This is a genomic window from Streptococcus oralis subsp. oralis (assembly GCF_002096495.1).
Lineage (GTDB): Bacteria > Bacillota > Bacilli > Lactobacillales > Streptococcaceae > Streptococcus > Streptococcus oralis_CU.
Genome location: NZ_NCUO01000012.1, coordinates 372,647 through 394,124, shown reverse-complemented (window position 1 = coordinate 394,124; position 21,478 = coordinate 372,647). Strand labels below are relative to the sequence as shown.

The 21,478-nt window shown below is 40.8% G+C and carries 19 protein-coding genes and 1 other annotated feature; all 19 genes read right to left on the bottom strand.

What is annotated here, in order from left to right; genetic code table 11:
• Nucleotides 1–11: 11 nt before the first annotated feature.
• The 19 genes from B7717_RS07345 to B7717_RS07255 all read right to left on the bottom strand — a co-directional run bounded on the left by B7717_RS07345 (nt 12) and on the right by B7717_RS07255 (nt 21,439).
• A complete protein-coding gene (locus B7717_RS07345; protein ID WP_084944466.1) occupies nt 12–2,558 on the bottom strand; it encodes a M1 family metallopeptidase in 2,547 nt (848 codons plus the stop codon).
• A 120-nt stretch (nt 2,559–2,678) separates the two neighbouring features.
• Entirely contained in the window at nt 2,679–3,119 is a 441-nt protein-coding gene (locus tag B7717_RS07340) for an ASCH domain-containing protein (RefSeq protein ID WP_000188815.1), read from the bottom strand.
• On the bottom strand, nt 3,116–3,964 hold the full coding sequence (locus B7717_RS07335) for a putative PEP-binding protein (RefSeq protein WP_009013483.1): 849 nt from the start codon (nt 3,962–3,964) through the stop codon (nt 3,116–3,118). The genes B7717_RS07340 and B7717_RS07335 overlap by 4 nt, the downstream gene beginning before the upstream one ends.
• Nucleotides 3,942–4,442 carry an NUDIX hydrolase gene (locus B7717_RS07330; protein ID WP_000403358.1) on the bottom strand — a complete coding sequence of 167 codons (501 nt, stop codon included), beginning with the start codon at nt 4,440–4,442 and terminating at the stop codon, nt 3,942–3,944. Before B7717_RS07330 ends, B7717_RS07335 begins: the two co-directional genes overlap by 23 nt.
• Nucleotides 4,443–4,452: 10 nt before the next feature.
• Entirely contained in the window at nt 4,453–5,151 is a 699-nt protein-coding gene (locus tag B7717_RS07325) for a 3-oxoacyl-ACP reductase (RefSeq protein WP_000198451.1), read from the bottom strand.
• Complete coding sequence (locus B7717_RS07320) at nt 5,144–5,380, bottom strand: DUF2829 domain-containing protein (protein ID WP_000141913.1); 237 nt, start codon at nt 5,378–5,380, stop codon at nt 5,144–5,146. The genes B7717_RS07325 and B7717_RS07320 overlap by 8 nt, the downstream gene beginning before the upstream one ends.
• A gap of 96 nt (nt 5,381–5,476) precedes the next feature.
• A complete protein-coding gene (locus B7717_RS07315) occupies nt 5,477–6,403 on the bottom strand; it encodes an aldo/keto reductase (protein ID WP_001269447.1) in 927 nt (308 codons plus the stop codon).
• Between the two features lie 94 nt (nt 6,404–6,497).
• Complete coding sequence (locus tag B7717_RS07310; RefSeq protein ID WP_000735445.1) at nt 6,498–7,541, bottom strand: DNA/RNA non-specific endonuclease; 1,044 nt, start codon at nt 7,539–7,541, stop codon at nt 6,498–6,500.
• A 168-nt stretch (nt 7,542–7,709) separates the two neighbouring features.
• Complete coding sequence (locus tag B7717_RS07305; protein WP_000832908.1) at nt 7,710–9,962, bottom strand: glucosaminidase domain-containing protein; 2,253 nt, start codon at nt 9,960–9,962, stop codon at nt 7,710–7,712.
• 110 nt (nt 9,963–10,072) lie between these two features.
• Complete coding sequence (locus tag B7717_RS07300) at nt 10,073–11,059, bottom strand: dihydroorotate dehydrogenase (RefSeq protein WP_162287148.1); 987 nt, start codon at nt 11,057–11,059, stop codon at nt 10,073–10,075.
• Nucleotides 11,022–11,822: a dihydroorotate dehydrogenase electron transfer subunit gene (locus tag B7717_RS07295; protein WP_001070080.1), complete on the bottom strand. Its 801-nt coding sequence runs from the start codon at nt 11,820–11,822 to the stop codon at nt 11,022–11,024. The genes B7717_RS07300 and B7717_RS07295 overlap by 38 nt, the downstream gene beginning before the upstream one ends.
• A gap of 246 nt (nt 11,823–12,068) precedes the next feature.
• Nucleotides 12,069–12,449 carry a lactoylglutathione lyase gene (gene gloA / locus B7717_RS07290; protein ID WP_000157144.1) on the bottom strand — a complete coding sequence of 127 codons (381 nt, stop codon included), beginning with the start codon at nt 12,447–12,449 and terminating at the stop codon, nt 12,069–12,071.
• A 97-nt stretch (nt 12,450–12,546) separates the two neighbouring features.
• Nucleotides 12,547–15,318 carry a J domain-containing protein gene (locus B7717_RS07285; RefSeq protein WP_001028659.1) on the bottom strand — a complete coding sequence of 924 codons (2,772 nt, stop codon included), beginning with the start codon at nt 15,316–15,318 and terminating at the stop codon, nt 12,547–12,549.
• A gap of 13 nt (nt 15,319–15,331) precedes the next feature.
• Entirely contained in the window at nt 15,332–16,996 is a 1,665-nt protein-coding gene (locus B7717_RS07280; RefSeq protein ID WP_000635024.1) for a molecular chaperone HscC, read from the bottom strand.
• A gap of 174 nt (nt 16,997–17,170) precedes the next feature.
• Nucleotides 17,171–17,530, bottom strand: a complete 360-nt coding sequence (gene rplT, locus B7717_RS07275) for a 50S ribosomal protein L20 (protein WP_000124830.1) — start codon at nt 17,528–17,530, stop codon at nt 17,171–17,173.
• Nucleotides 17,531–17,581: 51 nt separating this feature from the next.
• Nucleotides 17,582–17,782: a 50S ribosomal protein L35 gene (gene rpmI / locus B7717_RS07270; protein ID WP_001125942.1), complete on the bottom strand. Its 201-nt coding sequence runs from the start codon at nt 17,780–17,782 to the stop codon at nt 17,582–17,584.
• Between the two features lie 32 nt (nt 17,783–17,814).
• On the bottom strand, nt 17,815–18,345 hold the full coding sequence (gene infC, locus B7717_RS07265) for a translation initiation factor IF-3 (protein ID WP_000848184.1): 531 nt from the start codon (nt 18,343–18,345) through the stop codon (nt 17,815–17,817).
• A gap of 15 nt (nt 18,346–18,360) precedes the next feature.
• Nucleotides 18,361–18,492, bottom strand: a sequence feature (ribosomal protein L20 leader region).
• Nucleotides 18,493–18,564: 72 nt separating this feature from the next.
• A complete protein-coding gene (locus tag B7717_RS07260) occupies nt 18,565–20,805 on the bottom strand; it encodes a DNA internalization-related competence protein ComEC/Rec2 (RefSeq protein WP_000084754.1) in 2,241 nt (746 codons plus the stop codon).
• Nucleotides 20,789–21,439 carry a helix-hairpin-helix domain-containing protein gene (locus tag B7717_RS07255; RefSeq protein WP_084944465.1) on the bottom strand — a complete coding sequence of 217 codons (651 nt, stop codon included), beginning with the start codon at nt 21,437–21,439 and terminating at the stop codon, nt 20,789–20,791. The genes B7717_RS07260 and B7717_RS07255 overlap by 17 nt, the downstream gene beginning before the upstream one ends.
• Between the last annotated feature and the right edge of the window lie 39 nt (nt 21,440–21,478).

Sequence of the window (21,478 nt, the reverse complement as noted above, 5' to 3'; positions counted from 1 at the left end):
ACATAAACGAATTAAGCTTTAGCATATTGGGCTACAACAGCTTCAACTGCTGCTTTCTCACGCTTAATCAAGTCAACACGCGCTGCAATTTCCTTGATTCCCATACCAATATTACGGCTAAGAGCGAGGTCAGAGAGTTGGGGCTCAAAGAATTCCTTGTATTCCGCCAAGCGTTGCTCTGTCTTAAACACATGAGCAGGAAGGATAACAAAGCTATCAAAGCTCATGTCTCCACCAAGAGCCGCCTTGATCCAATCCCAGTTTTCACGCGCCCATACCCAAACAGTTTCCTGAGTTGTTTGATGAGCAAGGAACTGGTAATACCAAGCAGACAAGTCTTGTGGTTTGACCACAAATTTATCCTTCCATGAACTAATCAAGGTTTGGATATTGTCAGCATCTGTACTGTAGGCAAGAGCCGCTGACAGCTGACGTTTGAAGACCGCATCCGTCGCATGAGTGTAGAGGTCCAGATAAGTTGCGACCAAGTCCTTGGTCTCATGGTGTTTCATTTCATTGATGAGAACTTGAGCTCGGACGGCTGCAGGAAGTCCTGCAAGATTTTCCTTGTGAGCTGCAAAGATTTGGCTAGCGACTTGACTAGCTTCTGCATCATTGGAGCGAATCATCATAGAAACAGCCAACTGACGAACCAATTCATCCTCATCTGATTCTCCGTCTTTGGCTTCAAAACCAAGACGGTCATAGTTATGACGAGCTAATTTTGCAACCAGACGGTTAAAGGCTTTCTCAGTTTCTGTTCCTTCATCGATAAAGCGCTCAAGGGCAGAAATCACTTGAGAAACAGCTGAAACCACCAGATAAGACTCTTCCTTAGCAAGTTTATCAAGGACTGGAAGCAAGTCTGCATAAGAAATGTGCCCTGCCTCAGCCAACAAACGACGTTCTTGAACAATTTGCAGTTTGCTTGTGTTATCAAGTGTCTCTAGCTCAGCAAGAACAGCTTCTAACAAGTCTCCTTGATAGTCGGTAATATAGTGGGCAGTATTTTCAGTGTTGAGACGAAGAGCCCCTTCATTTTCAGCAAGAAGAGCTGCGTAGCCAGGGATTTCGATACTTTCAGTTTCGAGTGTATCTGGCAAGCCTTTCCAGTTGCTGTTCAGTGGCACAACCCAGAGACGGTTCTTGTCTTCGTGCTCACCGATAAAGAATTGTTTTTGTGAAATCTTCAAGACATCATTTTCAACTTTGACAGTGAGAACTGGATAACCAGGTTGTTCCAACCAAGAATCCATGAAGGCTGCAACATCACGACCTGATGCTTGACCAAGGGCATTCCATAGGTCACGACCGATGGTGTTACTGTACTGGTGCTTTTCAAAGTAGGCATGCAAACCTTTAGCGAAATCAGCATCGCCGAGCCAACGACGAAGCATGTGCATGAGACGGCTTCCTTTGGCATAGACGATAGCGCCATCAAAGAGGGTATTGATTTCGTCTGGGTGTTTAACTTCAACATGAACAGACTGAACACCATCCGTCGCATCACGTTCAAGAGCGAGAGGTACTCCACCTGTTTGGAAATCTTCAAAGATATTCCAACTTGGCTCGATGGCATCCACACAGACGTATTCCATCATGTTTGCGAAGCTTTCATTAAGCCAAAGATCATCCCACCATTTCATAGTCACGAGGTTACCAAACCATTGGTGAGCCAACTCATGTGCCACAACAAGGGCAACTTGTTGTCGACTAGCAAAGGTTGAGTTCTCATCCACAACCAAGTAAACTTCACGATAAGTCACTAGACCCCAGTTTTCCATAGCACCAGCTGAGAAGTCAGGCAGGGCGATGTGAAGTGATTGAGGGATTGGATACTTAACTCCGTAGTAATCTTCGTAAAACTCGATCGAGCGAACGGCGATGTCCAGTGAGAAATCAAGGTTAGATAGTGGGTGAGCTTTGGTTGAGTAGACACCTACGAGGGTACCGTTTTTAGTTTTAGCGGTCACCCCTTGCAAATCACCTGCTACAAAGGCTAACAAGTAAGAAGACATACGAGGTGTTGTCTCAAACTTCCAGATGCCTGTTTGCTTGCGGTTTTCAACATCGATTTCTGGCATGTTCGACAAGGCAACTTCACCTTCTGCTTGGTCAAAACGTAGAGCGAGGTCAAAAGTCGCTTTTGCTTCTGGCTCATCCACACATGGGAAGGCTTCGCGCGCAAAATGGCTTTCAAACTGAGTGGACAAGACTTCCTTCTTGACTCCATCAACTGTGTAATAAGAAGGGTAAATCCCTGTCATGTTGTCTGTAATTTTTCCTGAAAAAGCAATGACCAATTCAACTTGACCAGCCTCAGCCAATTCGATATGAAGGGCTTCATTGTCATGGTCAACTGTAAATGGACGAGCTTGACCCGCAACTTCTACAGAAGTGATTTCCAAGTCCTTTTGGTGAAGGGAAATACGGTCACTCTGTGCTTGACCAGTAATGGTCACCTTCCCAGAAAAGGTCTTGGTCTCACGACTCAAGTCTAAAAATAAATCATAATGTTCAGGAACAAATTGGGTAATAAAATGTTCAACTGCTTGCATAGTTTTCTCCTATTCTAAGTTTAAGAGTTTTACTCTTCTTCAAACAAACTTATTATATCATGTTTTGCTTTAGAAAAAAGGATTGGACGGTAATTTCCAAAACTTTCTTCCTTCTGCAGTCTAGAGTGGGTAGACCTTGCGAAATTCTTCCAAAACGACCTTGCTGTCAGGTGTAAAAGTCAAGCCCGCTTCCTCCAGCCACTCCGTGAAGAATTCCTCATGAACCTGACGCCAATAGGCTAAAGATTTGTCTCCCTCACCTTCCTTGTAGGCATGGTCAGCAGAAACTTGATGAAAGGGCTGAACGGAAACCTTGGTAATTTCGACAATGCAGACAGCCTGATTTTGACTGTCTAAAATGACATCGAAGGTCCCTTCTTGTGGAAGAGATTCGTCCTCTACTGCGTAAAGATCGTAGGCTGAGGCAGTTGCTGTCTTTTCGCCTCTTAGTACCAAATCTGCCAAGGTATCGGCTTCCACTCCAAAAGCCCAGGCATCTATCTCATCTCCAATCGAGGGGTTAATTTGCTTATACGCATTCCACATTTCTTGCGGTGTCATGGGTTGCTCCTTTGTAATTTTTTACTTTCTTCTTTTACACGTTTGAGATGGTCTGGATGATCAATCCCTAAATTAAAAATCTCTGGAATAGAGCTGTAGTGGATAATACACTCAATCCCCATCTGATTCATTTTTTGTATGAAAGAAAGATTCAGATAGCCTGCTACAGCAAAGTCAATCTTTTTAGTATTTGATTTTTCCTGCATTTGTCTCAGCATATCTAACATAATGGGACTTTCCATATCATGCCATTGACTGTTTCTCACAGTCGCAAAAACAAAAGAAGTCAAATCATTCATTCCAACTATAATCTTTGAAATACCAGTTTCTATTATTCTGTCCAAGTCAAAATAAGCTGACGGTAATTCAATCATTGTGCCGACTTTTCCAGTAAAACCATGCTGACGTAATACTCTAATAGCTTGCTTTAACTGCTTAGCATCATTGACAAAAGGAAAGATAACAGACAGATTGGGATTGGTTTGATAAATTTCTGTAACGACATGTGTCTCAGCCTGAAATTCATCAGGACACGCCAGCAAGCGCCTAGTTCCTCTATAACCAAACAAGGGATGATTTTCATCAAAATGCTCTTTAGTCCCCTCTAAACAATTAGCTTCTGTATTTGTTAACTCTGAAAAACGATACCAAACCTCTTCATCTGAGTACAAGGAGCAAATGGTGTCTAGATAATCTTTTACAAATTGCTGACAACTTGCTAATAGGATGTTTTGATTAAGCTCTCTCAGTAAGTATTCTCCACGAATTATGCCAACATGATGCAATAGTTGTGGGTAAACTTTTGCAACAATTTGTTCGCCACTAAGAGCAAGTTGCTTTCTCATCATTCACCTTCCAATTCATGTAGGAAGTCTTGTCCAGTTCCGGAAATCCTAATAATTCAGACTTAACCTTCAAGACTAATGGCGACGCATTTTCTTCTGTGATTTTTTGAATATCCATCCAAACATATCTAAGTGAATCATTCGCACCATCAGACACAGCTTCCGAAATCGTAACTTGAGCTTCCTTCTCGTTTACCTCAATATCATAAAATGCCATGATATGGTGTACTGCAAAGTCTTGCCCTTCTTCTTGAACCAGCACATCATAAATCCTAGGATTAGCGTAACCCTTTAGCTTATATCCAGTCTCTTCCATAACTTCTCTAATCAGAGTTTCCGTCAGTCCTTCACCAAGTTGCTGACTACCACCAGGTAGATCATAACGATGTTGATAAGGGCCTCTCGTTTTTTCAACGCAGAGTAACTTCCCATTTTCAAAGCAAATACCATATACTCCAAAGTGTTTTTTGATTTCCATCCAACTCCTCCTACTTCAAAGACCAGCCACCATCCACAGTCAAGATTTGTCCTTGCATGGCAGATGCGTGACCGCTAGCTAAGAATAAGCTGACTTCTGCAATTTCACTTGGCTCAATCCAGCGTTTGATAGGTGTTTCACTGGCTACCCAGTCAGCTAATCCACCGGGTTCAAAGTCGGCAGCAGTCATAGCTGTCTTGACAGCACCAGGAGCAATCCCAAAGACCTGAATCCCAGCTTCAGCATAGTCTAGAGCCAACTGCTTGGTAAAGCCAGCTAAGGCGTGCTTAGACGAGGTATAGGCATGACCACCACCACCTGCTAGGCTCGAAGCGATGGAGCACATATTGATGATGATTCCCTTTTTACTTTCCAGCATTTGCGTCAAATAATGTCGTGTCATCTCAACTGGAGTCACATAGTTAATTTCAAAAATCTCTTGGATTTCCTGGGCAGATTGTTCTAGTAAAGGTTTATAGTCATCCAAAACTCCAGCAGTATTGCACAAAACATCCACCTGAGGGCACCAGTCAAAAACAGGTTTCAAATCTAATGTCAAATCCCTCTGTAAAAAGTAGAAATCACCATCTAAAACTGGATTTTCTCCTTGATCTACACCATAAACTTGATAGCCATTCTCTAAAAAATGGCGAGCTTGAGCCAGTCCAATCCCTGAACTCACACCTGTAATGAGTACACGTCTAGTCATGGACTTCTACCCAATCCGTCGCCAAAACATCACAAGGCGTCGGACTCCACATGGAAAAGCCTTCCCCTTCTCCAGAAACGTTGATTAGGAAATAGGGCGTCACTTCAAGTGCAACCCCATTTTGCTCGATGGTGTCAAAAAGCTGCACATAGTTTTCAGCCCCTCCCCAACCAGTTCGTACATATTTTTTCTTAGCCTTTAATCCAGGCAGAATTTCTTCAAAAGTCATGTTGTTCTCCTTTAATGCTACATTCTTAGTTTAATTATAACAAAAAACCGTTTTCCAACGGCTTTTTGACTGTGATTTATTTAAATCTGCTTCTACTTACGGCAAATTATTCCCTGCTGCAAGATAAATTTCATACCATTCTTTTCTTGTTAAGCTAAAGTTTGCCGCTTGGCTAACTTCTCTCAAATGCTTAGGATTTGTTGTACCTACGACTGCCTGCATTTTTGCTGGATAACGCAATATCCAAGAAATGGCAATAGTTGAAGGGGTTACTCCATATTTTAAAGCTAGACGATCAAGTACTTGATTCAAAGCTTGAAATTTCTCATTACCAACAAAGTTCCCTTTAAAATACCCGAATTGTAAGACAGACCATGCTTGAATGACCACATCGTGTAATTTGCAATATTCAAAAACGCTGCCATCTCGCATCGTTGCTTGACTATCTTCCATATTAACATGAAAACCTGATTCGAATCCTGGAGTAAAAGCCGCACTCAATTGTAGTTGATTAACAGCTAACGGCTGCTTGACATCTTTTCTAAGCAACTCCATCATCATAGGATTTTGATTAGAAACTCCAAAATCTCGGACCTTACCTTGTTTATAAAGAAGATCAAAGGCTTCTGCTACTTGGTCAGATTCCATCAAAGCATCTGGTCGATGAAGAAGCAAGCTATCTAGATGATCAATCTTCAATCTTTGCAAAATTCCGTCAACTGATTTTATAATATAGTCCTTAGAAAAATCAAAATAGGTAAATTCTTCAATGCGAATGCCACATTTGGACTGAATCCACATCTTTTCTCTTAAATCTGAACGATTTTTTAGGACAATACCTAACAGTTCTTCACAACGACCACGACCATAAATATCAGCCAAGTCAAAAGCATTGATTCCAACAGAAAGTGCTGTTTCTACAATCTCTTCAACTTCTTTTACAGACTTATCTTTTATTCTCATCATTCCGAGAACAATTTCTGATAATTCTTTGTCATCTTGACCAAGAGTTATGTATCTCATCAAGTTTTTCTCCTTTAATGCTACATTATTAATTTAATTATAACAAAAAACCGCTTTACAACGGCTTTTTGACTGTATATCTGCTAAATTCTTCCTACCACTGCAATCCGGCTTCTCTAATTTCTTTCTTAGAAGCGAATTTACCATTTGGTCTGTGCCATCTTCCGTTTTTATCTCTAAAGTAGCCACCTGAATTTGTTGATTGTGAGTTTGATTCCTGGCTTTCTTCCTTTTCTTGTGCGGCTTGGCGAGCTTTTTCCTGCTCTTCTTCTTTTGCTTTCTTTTCAGCTGCTTCTTTTTCTTCAGCCTCTTTCTTGGCTTTTTCCTCAGCTTCCTTCTTAGCTTTCTCCTCAGCTTCTTTCTTAGCTTTTTCTTCTTTGTTTTCAACTGTATTTTTAGCAGTACCGTCCAAGTAATTGATTTCCGCATTAGCTGAAACATTGTCTAAAACGACATGCGTCACCGAATACTGATCAACCTTTTCTTTACTACCACCCAACTTGATCTCCAAGAGTTTGCCGTTTTCATCAATTCCCACATACTGCAATTCAATTTGTCTCGGAATCAATTCATCCTTCTGATAGATTGGGGTCACCTTGTAGTCAAGATAGTAGTTCGGATGATTGGCCAACCAAGAGTCCAATCGATTCTCATAGTAAAGCATGCTTTCTTGATTAGTATTATCTGTACCATAGTAAGTTCCAGCATTTAGCCAGTTAGTCATTGGAACCAGATTCCTCTTTTCATCGTTTAATCCACTAAACTGGTAGCCAATCAAATGACCACGGTTCATCAACCAAGCCTTTTTAGAACCATCTCCATAGTAAAAATTATAGTTATGCCAACCAACCGGGTTATAACTTATCTTAGGCTCTCTCTTCTCAGTTGGCTCATCGCTGTCCTTAAGTTGAATATGAGCACCCGTTGCGCGTGATTTAGAATCCAATTCCCCAAGTTCTAGTTGTTTCTCATTTTTAAAAGGCAAGAGTCCAGCTTCTTTAAACAACTTCTCATCAAACTTGATTTGCTTCTGTTCAATTTTTTCTTCTGGGACCTTTGATTCCGCCTTATGTCCAGAACAAGCAACTAATGTTGTGATTGAAAGCAAGGCAATTGAGAAGGATAGTAGCTTTTTCATAAAAATCTCCTTTTTATATAGTAATTAGATTAATATCTCCTCTTACATTTTACTATCATTTTGTTAATTGTTCAAGAATAAAGATACTGTTATTATACTATTTCTCCTCCAATGTTCAAAACAAAAACGATAACCACTTTTTCAGTAGTTACCGTTGATTTCTTTTGATTAGTCTTTCCAACCAAGTTTGCTGTTGATAGTCATCATGATGCTGGCTATCTTCTCACCCCAGTATGGATCTGAAGCATAGCGAACATTCATTCCGGTTGCTTTATTTCCAAGGTGGTCTCTACCATAGTCAATATAATTCTCACGGATCCACTTGGCCGCTCCGAGAATTCCTTTGTCCACATTATCAAAGCTCTTGGCTGAGAGATATGGGCTAGTATCATAAGCAGCAATACCAAAGAAATTGTTCTTATCTCTGGCAATTTGACTGCGTCCCCAAGCACTTTCAAGGGCACTATGGGCCATCAAGTAAAGGGCATTTACACCGTAGCGTTCCTCAGCTTCTTTGAAAGTCGCTCCTTTACCTGCAAGAGGACTATCCTGCAAGTTCATCATCGAATACAGTTTATCCAATTCAGCTGCACTATAATTACTTGGTTCTCTCAAGTTTTTATAGAGGAAAGGATTTTTAATGGTAAAGCCATCAAAATGCTCTCCATCAGTTGAGTAGTACTTCTTACCAATAACCATGGCAGATGTGTGTGGAGCTACTTTGATACTCGTATAAGGAGAGAGTTCATGGTAGAGGAATTTCCCATCACTAGTATAATGAGGGATAAACTCGCTTCCTTCATCTACTGCTGTCAAATCACTTTGATTCATATAGCCAGACAAGCCAGAAATCGAAACTGCAAGTCGGCCGCCTTTTCGCGTCGAGCTATCCAGTGAAACAATGCTTCCTTGGTTAATGTAACTCAAGATTTCTCCAGATGCACTATAGACATAGGCTGTGATGGGTTTAACTTTGTAATATTTGGTTTTATCCGCAACATGCCATCTACCAGAAGCATCCAAAGTATGACCATCCACAGTTTCATTTTTTGCCATATAACCGCCTGATTTAAGGTAGTACCATGATTGGTCGGATGAATCGTAGATTAATTCTTTCTCAGCCATCTTTCCATTTGACTTGAGGTAGAACCAATTGTTCTTGTACCATACCCACTCACTCGCAGCCATATAACCACCAGATTTGAGATAGTAGTAACCATTATCCCAGAGCCATTCTTTATTGGCATAATTTCCATCAGAGTTAATATAGAACCAAGAGTTATAATTCTTGTCAAAGAGCCACCCTTTGCCAGCTTTTGCTCCACTGCTCGTCACATAACTGCGGTCAATCCAAGTTTCCGTAGAGAGGTAGCCGCCTGATTTGAAATGGTAATCCTTTCCTTTGATGGTTTGCCAACCTTTTTCAGCATAGGTTCCGTCAGCTTTCAAGTAAAACCAAGAGTTATAATTCTTGTCAAAGAGCCATTCCGATTTCAATTTAGCTCCACTCTTCGCAACATAGAAGCGATCTATCCAGCGCTCGGTAGAAAGATAACCGCCTGATTTGAAATGGTAATCTTTTTCTTTGATCGTTTCCCAGCCTTTTTCGGCATAGGTTCCGTCAGCTTTCAAGTAAAACCAAGCATCATAATTCTTATCAAAGAGCCATTCCGATTTCAATTTAGCTCCACTCTTCGCAACATAGAAGCGATCAATCCAACGTTCAGTAGAAAGATAACCGCCTGATTTAAAATGGTAGTCCTTCCCATCTATAGTTAACCACCTATTTTCAGCATAGGTACCGTCTTGTTGAAGGTAGAACCAACTGCTATAATTAGCATCATAGATCCAAGCCTGTTTTACCTTATTTCCTTTATCAGATAGGTAGTGAGAGCCAAGCCAGGTATTTTTTAAGATTTTCCCTTGAGAATTGACATAGTACTGGTCTTCACCTTGAGTGATCCACTCATCTTTGGCCATTTTCCCGTCTTCTTTAAGGTAATATTTTTCTTTACCTTGTTGAATCCATTCTTTTTGAGCTTTCTGACCATCAGACTTGAGATAATACCAGGATTCTTGTTCCTGATTAAATACCCACTGTTCCTTTGCTTTAGCACCACTTTCAGTCACATAGTACTGGCCAATCCACGTTTTTGTAGCTAATTTCCCAGCTTCGTTAAAATAGTAATCCTTACCACCAACTATCAACCAGCCGTTCTCAGCACGATTTCCATCAGCTGTTAAATAAAACCAGGCCTGTTGCGTTTGATCATAGATCCATTGGTTGGTTGCTGGTTTCCCGTCTGCTTTGAGGTAGGTCTTTCCTTGCCAAGTTCCCTCTTCTGCTTTTGCTGTCTCCACTACAGTAAAAAAACACCCCAATAAGCCAGCACTTACTAGGGCCACTTTCCATCGTTTCATTTAAATGCTCCAATAACGTTTTCTAATCCCTATTGTAACATAGTTAACCGACGGAAATATTACAAATTGATGAAGATTCTATGTCTTGTTGACGATAAGGAAGACCTAGCTTATCTCAGACTGGTTTTGACTTCCTGACGAAGATCTTCCAAACTGCTAATGCCATATTTATCCATGACTTTTGGTAGATGTTCGATGATATCAGGACAGGCATAAGGATTGGTAAAGTTGGCTGTTCCAACCCCAATGGCAGAAGCACCAGCCAGATACATTTCTAGCGCTGCTTCAGCAGAATCCACTCCCCCCATTCCAATAATGGGCAAGCCTGTTGTTTGAGCTACTTGGCGGATGAGTTTGAGGGCTACTGGAAAAACTGCTGGACCTGACATTCCACCTGTTCCATTGGCTAGGATTGGTTTTCTAGTTTTGAGGTCAAAGCGCATACCGACAAGGGTATTGATCATGGTTAAGCCACTTGCTCCTGCATCTTCTGCGGCTTTAGCAATAGAGACAACATCCGTTACACTAGGGGTTAACTTAACATAAACTGGCACATCAGAGGCTTCCACAGCTGCTTTTACCACTTCGTAAGCTAGATCCGGATCTTGCCCAATCAAAAGTCCATGATTGCCGTGATCCACATTCGGACAAGAGATGTTGAGCTCAATCGCTTTTACATTAGCTGCCTTGGAAATTCCTCGAGAAACGGCAGCGTACTCTTGTTTTGAAAAGCCTGCTACATTGGCGATGATGGGAAGCGTAGGATACTCTCTTTCCAGCCAAGGCAACTTTTCAGCTAAAACAGCTTCTAAACCTGGATTTTGCAAACCGATTGCATTGAGCATACCTGCAGGCGTTTCTGCCACCCTAGGAGTTGGATTGCCAAAACGGGGTTCTAGAGTCGTTGCCTTGATCATAATAGAGCCTAAAAGGTCCAAATCATAGTACTTGGAATATTCCTGACCAAAACCAAAACAGCCTGATGCTGGTATGATAGGATTTTTCAAATCCAATCCCGGTAGAGAAACTTGTAAACGTTTGTTAGTCATGACTTTCTCCTTATAATACAACTGTTCCTGTACGGAAAACAGGGCCATCTTCACAGACGCGTTGACTAATTGTCTCACTATCTGGCACTTTTAGGACACAGGCATAGCAAGCCCCCATCCCACAAGCCATACGAGATTCTAGAGATAGATAGGCTCTTGGGTGATTATAAAATTTTTGATTGATGTACTTCATCATTCCAGGCGCTCCACATGAGTAAACAGCATCAAATTGACTGTCTAAGTCATTAATGACGACTGACACATTTCCCTTGATACCATATGAACCATCATCTGTCGTTACAAAGACCTGACCATATTGGGTCAATTCTGTTTCGAGAATCACAGCATCCTTGTTGGCAAAACCGAGGACTGTCACTACTTTCACCCCACGCGCATGCAATTCCTTGGCCACTTCAAGCAAGGGGGGAACACCAATCCCACCACCAACGAGGAGAACTTGGCTCTGATTGTCTAAATCAGACAAGTCAAAACCATTTCCCTGAGGTCCCATCACATCAAGAGTATCTCCCTGTCTTAAAGTTGAAAAAATAGCTGTCCCAGCCCCCTCTATCCGATAAATGAGATGACACTGCTTCTTGACCTTGTCAATAGACGAAATTGAAATAGGACGGCGCAAGAGATGGGCATCATCAGGCACGCGCAGATGGAGAAATTGGCCTGCTCGCATGGCTTCAACCATTTCTCCTTCTAGGACTAATTCAAAGATTGCTGGCGCAATTTCCTCCTGAGCGACCACCTTCATGGTTTCCAAACGAATGGCACCCAAACGCTTCTTACATGTGGGATTCATGACTTTTCCTCCTTAAATTTAAGGGGACCAGATAAAGAAAAGACCTTGCTATTGCAAGGTCTCAGTCGAGATAGGATAGAACTCATGCGCACACCTAAAAAGTCTCCGCAGAGAGTTCCCTATCCCTTTTATCTGACACCTTGTGAGTCTCTCTGGACTCCCCTTAAAGGTTAAATTTGTATTAGTATACTCTTTCAAAGAAAAAAAGTCAAGTAGAAAACGAACATTCTACTTGACTTCACTGAGTTATTTTTCACGAATGACTTCGACCTTGTAGCCATCAGGATCCTTGACAAAGTAATAGTTTGGTTGAGTTCCTGGAAGTCCATTAGGGGCTGTCACCTCATAGCCTTTAGCGCTATGTTCTTGATGTAGACCCTCAAGGTCAGGTGTACTGAGGGCGATATGGGCGAAGCCATCTCCTACCACGTAAGGACCGTGATCATAGTTATAGGTCAACTCTAACTCGTAGTCATCACCCTCAAGTCCTAGATAGACAATCGTGAAAGCATAATCTGGAAAATCTTTGCGACGCAATTCTTTAAATCCAAAAGCATCTTGATAAAAGGCGATTGATTTTTCAAGGTTTTCTACTCGCAAGCAAGTGTGTAACATTTTTGAAGCCATTTTCATTACCTCTTTCATTTTAATAGTTCTATTATACCTTTATTCAGGAAAATTTACTAGAAACTTGAACTAGAGTCCTCTTCTCTACTCTTTCATTCTAAGTAGCACTTTTACGATTTTCCTTGCGTATATTGCGAATAAGGAAAAGCATGATAAGGACAAAAAGTCCCTCAAGGAAGTAGAAGGTAAATTCGCTGTTCATGAGTAGTAAGTCTCTGTAATGATAGTTATTACCGAAAACTGAATTTGGTGCAAATAGGATTCGGAACAGTCTTCTTAGGAAAATAAAGATCTGCAAGCCATAAATCATAAAGACCTTCTTCACACCAATCATGAAGCCTTGATCCTTTGTAAAATAAGACAAGGCGATTCCATTTAACAAGAGAATAACCGTTATGGCTAGAGTCTCATTTTGTAGAATAGTTGGATCAAAGATGTCTAAACGGCTGTGAATATAGGGCAGCGTTTGAAAGAGTAGGATCCCCAAGATTGCTGGTATGAAAATTTTCTTCAGAGATGGTGGAAATCCAGGACTAAATCTTGTAAAAGACAAGCAAATCACAAGAATTGCAAAAATATGGAAGTACATCATTGCAACTCCAGAAATGATCTGGTTTCTATTTACCAAAGCGGATAAGAAGCCAGCAGAAAGAAAGATACCGATAGGAATCAGCTTCTCCAAAGAATAATCCCACTTCAGCCCTTGACTCACCTGAAAACCATCGATTAGACAGAATAATGTAATGAAAATGAGGGCACCAATGAGACCAAACGGTAAGAATGGAAGGACGAGGAGCAATAGCAAGATGAATAGGAACCATGGATGGGGACTGTAGTAGAATTTTCGTTTTAACCCCCTAGCAGTCACTCCTTCCTCAATCGCTATTTGCCTTAATTTTAGCATATAGACGTAAAAGAGAGATAACATACCAGCATGGACCCAAGAATTATAAATAGGTCGCTCTAGAACGCTGAGTATCAGACTCACAAGCGTAAAGAGGATAAAGAATATCTGTAGAAACTTGTTTTTAAGGACCTGTCTTTTTTTCCAATTCAAATAAGATAACTTGGCCTTTGGATGACAAAGTTCATAGGCATAGGCTGTCATCTCTTTTAGTTTCTGGTCTGTCTCCTCCGTCATCATTTGGGGAGCCATTTTAGAAGTAGGAAAAGGAGCTAAAACATATCTCAGGAGATCGCCATCTGTAAATCGATGGTACTCCTTATAGATCTGTTGAAGTAAAATCGTTAGAATACGTGGTCTTCCTTTAAAGTAGCTTCTCCACTTTTCCCAATCATTGATATCTTCATAGCTCTTAGTGAGCTTATCCATATAGAGATAACCTTCATTGTACCAGTAATCAAAATTTTCTTTTTTATCTAGTGCGTACTCCTCTACAACTGAAGGATAGGAATGGATACTCTCCCAGAAATGGAGTTTTTTCAGGTAAGGATTTGATTCCTCATCACTGTAACGCTCCACAAATTGGAGAACGAGGGCTAACACTTTCGCATTGGTTAAAGGATAGACGTCCACCTTTTCTAACAAATCAAGTAGGAGCGTGTGATCTTTGACTGATTCAAAAAGATATTGCCAATCACGTAAAAGTTTATACTCGTCTTGATAGCGGGCATGGAGCAACTCATAAAATGCTGCCTCAATTTCATCTGGATCATCTAGAGAGTAGTGACCAAAGTCAACATTTTCCCCGGATTCTTCTTTTAGCTGCTCTAAGTAATCAACCAAGTCATCCAAGAGTGGATAATCCTCTTCAAATATGACTTGTCGGTTTTTTTCCAGGATATAGGTTAAAACGGGCACACTCTTGATTATCTGACGATTTTGATTTACTTGATCCAAGACCATAAAGCTCAGATAGGGGTGCTTGAAAAACTCTATCCAAGAGCTCAATTGATTTGCTTTGTTAAAATCTTGGAGAATTTCTTGGCAAAGTTGATAAGAATAATAGAATTCTTCAGTGGCTTCATGTGCGCTTTCAAGCGAACTGCCTTCCTCTTCTGCTATATCTCTTTTAACTTTCCAATACTTCAGTTTATAGTAATAGCCCCAGTACTTAAAGTCAGGTATATAGTCTTCTAGCAAGGGAATGAGGATAGAGAATTGCTCCGGTTTGTTAAAAATATAAACATCCATTTCCTCTAAAACGGATTGAACAATGTCCATATCATACTGATACTGATGAAAGAACTGACGCCATAGATGCTCTTGTTCCTCTTGGTTATAGCCGTCATTTCCAACAATACTTTCAATCGCATTTTGGATCAGATAGGTTCCTTCATTATAACCACTAAAGTCAAGAGTAGACCTTGTTGTTCCTTCTTGCCCACGGTTCTCTTCATCACCAAACGTTTCAAAGTTGAGGGGACTCGCAGCTCTTTCTTCAGAATCTCCATTTAGCCGGACTTCCTCATCGTAGTCACTAAAGTCAAGGGTGGACTTTTGCTTATCCTCTTCTGCTTTATAGGTTTCAAAGTTAAAGGAATCGCTGGTTTTATCAGTTGATTGCTGATAATCACTGAAATCAAGACTAGATCTTTCAGACTCTTCGTTCTCAGTCTTCGTTTCTTCAGTCAAGTTTTCAAAGTTGAGACTAGAGTTAAGTTTTTCATTCGCCTCTTCTTCAAGTTCACTAGCTTCTTGAGAGTCACTCGCTTTTTTAAGACTATTTTCTGGTCTTGTGTTTCTAGACCTCGCATAAGTCAAGGCTTTTTGGTAAGCTTCAACAATTTCTTGGTAAATTTCTGGTTGGTCTTCTGGGTGATAGAGCCGAACCAATTCAGCATAACGCCTTCTAATAAGCTTGACGTCAGTCGTTGGCTCTATCCCTAAAGTTTCCCATATATTCATAAGGTCTCCTCTTTTACAGTCCTCGCTCTAGGAAGTCTAGATAGTTTGAAAATGATTGATAAAGTTTTGGCAAATGATAAACAGATGCTTGGCTAACCTCTTCTTCAAATCGTCTAGTTTCAGCCATTAGCTCATCTCTTCTTCTCCCCAAGAGCATACTGTACACACGATTCGCTTTTTCAATCAAGAAACGATAAACCTCTGTTTCTTGAGCATTGATCTTATAGCGAGTCAACTCTGCTTGCTTAGCCTTGATTTCCTTTTCTGTCAGAGTAACACTATCTTGGAGAATAACATGACTAAAGACTTCCTGTGTTGAATCAATTTTCACTTCAACATCCAAAATTCCATTTAAATCATAGGTAAACCGAACTGTGAAACTTTCATTTACTCTAGTATTGACAGGGACGGGAACTTCTAATTCTCCTAGGAACAGGTTTTGTGATGCCTTCATCATCTCACCTTGATAGACCTTTATCTTGACTTGACTCTGTCCCAATTCAGCCGTATAGTACTGCTCGATGCGTGAAGCAGGTAGGGTAGAATTTCGCTCAATAATCGGTGAAAAACGGTCTCCAACTATCTCAATCCCTAGTGTAAAAGGACAAATATCAGACAGTAGCAAATCTCGTATCTCACCCTTACGTTCTTTTATTCCCGCTAAAAGGGCACAACCTCTCGCAATCATCCGATCGGGATCATCAGATACCTGAACCATTTGATTGATACAGTAGGATAAAAAGTCCTGAACCAAGCGGAGTTTCGAAGTCCCCCCAACAAGAACAAAGTTATCAGATGATACATAACTATAGCGCGCATCCATCAAGGCACGGTCCAAAACAGCTTTAACACGAGCTAGCAGAGGCTGACAAAGCTCATAAAAGCGCTGGTAGCTCAAGTCTAAAAAGTATTCCTTATCCTGGTCCATCACTGTCATCTTCACTTCTTCTTTATCATTGAGTTCTAGCTTTGTCTTTTCAGCCTGTACCAGAATTTTGCTGTAAAATTCGCGGGAAATAGTATCCTTGGTTAATTGATTGGAGGCTAAAAATTCCTCAGCAATAGCCGCAGTAAAGTCTTCTCCTCCCAAACGATTGTCCCCTGCAATCGACACGATTTCGACAATGTTATCAAAAAGCTCTACAACTGAAATGTCAAGAGTACCACCGCCAAAATCGACCACAATAAAAGATTGATCTTCTTGGTTTACCATAGATCTTTTAGCAAGAGCCGCTGCGGAAGGTTCATTGATAATCCGATCAATCTGAACGCCTGCAAATTTCCCTGCTAGTTTGGTCGCATAGCGTTGAGCATCGTTGAAATAGGCTGGAACACTGACAATCACTTCCTCAACCTTTTCTCCAAGATAGGTCTCTGCATCGTCTACCAACTTTCGAATGATAAAAGAGCTTAATTCTTCAGCCTTATATGCTCGATTTCCTAGAGTCAACTCATGTTTGGTCCCCATAAAACGCTTGAACTGAGAAACCGTCTTATCTGGGTGGGTCACCAAGCGTTCCTTGGCAATTTTTCCAACTATAATCTCATCATTGTCATCTAAAGCCACAACAGAAGGAGTCAAATACTCACCAAAAGCATTGGGAATCAACTTGACCTGGCCATCTTGGTATACCCCTACTAAAGAATTAGTCGTTCCTAAATCAATACCTACTATCATCTTCTTCAAACTCCAAATCTTTTTTAGATATTCCTATTATACAAGAAATATCCTATTTTCTTTGAAAAAATCTGTCATTTACTCTTTAGAATAGAAAATCATTTATGGTAAATAAAAAAGTTTCACCCTACTCTTGCGGTAAAAACCACGAGAGTAAGAATGAAACAGTTGTCATTATTTACCAAGTTTTGCTTTAGCTGCATCTGCAAGAGCTGTGAAAGCTGCTGCATCGTTAACAGCCAGGTCAGCAAGCATTTTACGGTTAACTTCGATTTCAGCCAATTTCAAACCATGCATCAATTGTGAGTATGAAAGTCCGTTCAAACGAGCTGCCGCATTGATACGAGTGATCCACAATTTACGGAAGTCACGTTTTTTCTGACGACGGTCACGGTATGCATAGTAGTAAGAGTTCATTACTTGTTCTTTTGCAGTACGGAACAAGATGTGTTTAGCTCCATAGTAACCTTTTGCTAATTTAAGAATACGTTTACGACGTTTGCGTGATACAACGCCACCTTTAACACGTGCCATGTTTTATTTCCTCCAAATATTTCCTAGAATTGTTTACTTACTGTTAGGCTATTATTTCAAGCGAGTAAGCATTGCTTTGATACGTTTGAAATCTCCTGAATGCACCATAGATGCTTTACGAAGATGACGACGTTGTTTCTTAGTTTTTCCGTGGAAACGGTGAGAAGTGTAAGCACGGAAACGTTTAAGTCCACCAGAACCTGTACGTTTGAAACGTTTAGCTGATGCGCGGTGTGTTTTTTGTTTTGGCATGATTTTTTCTCCTTTATTTAACTTTCTGACAATTATTTTTTGTCAGTTGCTGGCGCCAACTGCATGAACATTTGGCGTCCATCCATCTTAGCTCGTTGTTCGATGATCGCAATATCTTGTGTTGCTTCAGCAAACTCGGCTAAAACTTTTGCACCAATCTCTTTATGGGTGATCATACGCCCTTTAAAGCGAATGGATACCTTAACTTTATTTCCTTTTTCAAGGAACTTGCGTGCATTGCGAAGTTTTGTGTCAAAGTCACCCTTGTCAATAGTTGGACTCAGACGAACTTCTTTCACAGTAACAACACTTTGTTTTTTACGTTGTTCTTTTTGCTTTTTCTGGTACTCAAATTTGAACTTACCGTAGTCCATAATTTTAGCAACAGGTGGTTTTGCTTGGGGTTGAATCAATACTAAGTCAACATTTGCACTATCAGCCAATGCTTGCGCTTCGCTGAGTGGCTTGATGCCTAGCTGTTCTCCCTCAAGACCGATCAAGCGAACTTCACGTACACGAATTTCATCATTGATGAATAAGTCTTGCTTTGCTATGGTTTTCACCTCTTTTTTATTATTAGAGAAAAACAATAGCGGACTCGTAATAATACAAGCCCGCACGTTATGATAGCGTTTCTTAGAAACTTTTCATCCGTAGGGCCAGGCAACTTGATGTCACAAGGCGAGAAGCTCTCACTTCTGCTTTTCTCAACTTTTATATGATACCAAGTTTTCTATTCCTTGTCAAGATAAAAAGTCAATTTTTCGAAAAGTTTGTCTATTTTATCGAACCGTTTCAATTCTCCAACTATTCCACCCTGTAAAGCGGATAGCCCCTTGCTGGTCAGTTCGGTAGATCTTACTCTTGATACTTTCCAGTCGTGTCAAGGTTTCCTGATGGGGGAGTTTCGCACGATTGCTCTTTCCGACTGAAATGAGAGTAATTTCTGGTTTGATTTTTTCTAGGAAAGCTGGATTTGATGAGGTTTTAGCACCATGTTGGCCTGCTTTCAGGACATCCACCTCTAAGCCAGGGTATTGCTTTAGAAGATCCTTCTCTCCCTTCTCTTTCAAATTTCCTATGAAGAGAAAGTGCTTATCCAAAAGTTTTCCATAAAGAACCAGAGAATCATCACGATTCCCATCTCCAATCTTCCTTGGAGATAGGACTTCTAAGAAACTGCCAAAAATCGGGAAATTCTCCCCAGCTACCACACTACGTACCTTGTTTTGACTTGCTTCTAGTTCCGCTACAAATTCCTTCTGTGTCAGACTTCCTTTTGATACTAAAATCTCCCCAACATGGAAAGCCTTGGTCACCTCCAGTAAATCACCAACATGTTCCTTGTCTGTATTGGTCAAAATCAGCTGGTCAATCTTATCTACTCCTCGACTTTTAAGATAGGGAATCAAGGTACGCTGGGCAGTGCTGGTCGTCGACTTTTCTTGCCAAGCCTCGATTTTCTTATCAGATTCTGCCTTACCACCTACATCTATGAGAATAGTTTTCCCAGTCACATCCCGTAGGAAAATACTTTCACCTTGCCCCACATCCAGCATGGTGATTTCATTACCCAGCGGATGTTTGGTTAGGAAAAAGAGACCTATAATCAATAAGCTGACTCCAGCTACTCTTTTGATATTTTTCCTAAAATCATACAGTATTGCCAAGGAAATTAACAGTAGAATTAACAGCCATGCGTTGGGTTGACCAAAGACCAGAGGCCTGCTTGCCAGCTGCGATACCAATCGAATGATATTCTCCAACCACTCAAAGACAAAGTTAAACTGAGTGACTGGGTAAATAAAGGACAGAATAAATAAGATGGACAAAAGTGGCAAAAAGACCACATCAAACAGAAAGGAAAAGACAAAGGTCAAAATGATAGACCAAGGCTGAAATTCTGCAAAATAGAAGGATAGAATAGGCAATATTCCCAAGGAAATGACTAGACTTTCTCTAGCAACTGCCTTGATCCCATCACCTTCTTTGCTAGTCATGGTCAAGATAAAAGCATAAGCGCAGGACAAGACTCCTCCTGCAGTTAGGAAAAAGTTTGGCATAATGATAAAAAGGACAAGGACCGTCAAGGCAAAATTATCCAAACCCTTAATACCATGTTGGGCCAGTAACTTTTGCAAGAGACTGCGAATGACCGATGCTGAAAATCCTGTCAGACCTGCATAGATAAGAGAAAAGGGATAAGTTAGCCACTTCAACTTTTCTTGGGTCAAGCCCAATCGCAAGAGGAGTTTCTTAAAAGCATCCATAAAGAAGCCCACCTGCATACCCGACAAGGCAAAGAGATGGATAATTCCAAGACTGGAATAAAGCTCATTCATCTCCTCAAAGTCCGTGTCCAAATGTCCTAAAAGAAGACCTGTCATATAATTGCGCATAGGATCTGGAAAGTACGTCTTGATCCAAACTACAGCCTTTCGACGTAAACTAGACAGATTTTCTCCTATATCCCAACTGTTAACCTTTTTAAGCGACTGGATGTTCTTGATAGTCAGTGTCTGGTAAATCCCTTGAGTCTTTAGATAGGCTTGGTAGTCAAATCCACCAAAATTTCTCTGTCCTTCAGGTTCAGAGACTTTCCCTTCTAGCTCTATCTCGTGAAGGTCTGTTAAGGCTTGAAAGTACTCTTTCTCCTCCTCGGACTGGAGTTTATAGTAAACTTGGAAAGTGCTGCCGTCAGCCTTGCCCCGAAAGGACAGACTGTCTCCATTGACTTTGATGGTATCTGGTAAAATCCGTACCCTCTCAACAGAATCCACTAGGTTCTGACTAGCTTGTGTCTGTTGCCAATTTTGAAACAAAAACCAAATTCCAAAAACTCCACAAATCGCTAGAACTTTACCAGCCGATTTCCAAGGAAATTGGAAAAAGAGGCAGATCAGCAAAAAAACAAAACCTAGCAGAGCGAGATAGGACACTCCAAAAATGGCATAGTAAAGCCAGAGCAACAGAAAGCTCAGATAGATTAGAGGAATAGGGAAATTCTTAATCCACTGTGACATAATCTTTTAGCTTTTCTATGGTCTTAGCGCCAATACCAGAGACCTTCTTTAATTCATCTACCGACTTGAATTTGCCATTTGCCTCACGATGGTCGATAATATCCTGGGCTCGTTTTCCTCCCAAGCCTTTGACCTGCTTGAGTTCTTCCAGACTAGCTTTATTGAGGTTAATCTTCTTTTCTTTACTTGTCGAAGGAGTCGTTCCAGAGGCAGCCTGCTGACTAGCTGCTTCTTCTCCCTTAGTTGGAACATAGACAAGAGCCTCGTCACTGATTTTCTGAGCGAGATTGAGCGACTTACTATCTGCTTCCTCTGTCAATCCACCAGCTTTCTGAACGGCATCGTGAACCCGACTCCCTACTGGTAAGTCATAAATCCCTGGTGATTTTACGGCACCTTTTACATCCACTGTGATCAGGTCTTGTTCCAGAGGTTCTTCTTTTTCTTCCTTCTTCACTTCTTTTTCAGACGATGAATCCTTTGAAACAGTTGCAACTTCAGCCTGCAAATTCGTTTCTGTGACGGGTTTTTGTGTAGATGGCTTTATCAGGAGAAAGCCGCCCAAGGCCAAACCCAAACAAGCACAGATGACAATGATTTTATACTCTTTTATTTTCTCGATAATTGCTTCCATATTTTCTCCTCTCTTAGGTTATTCGTAAGAGAAAGAAAA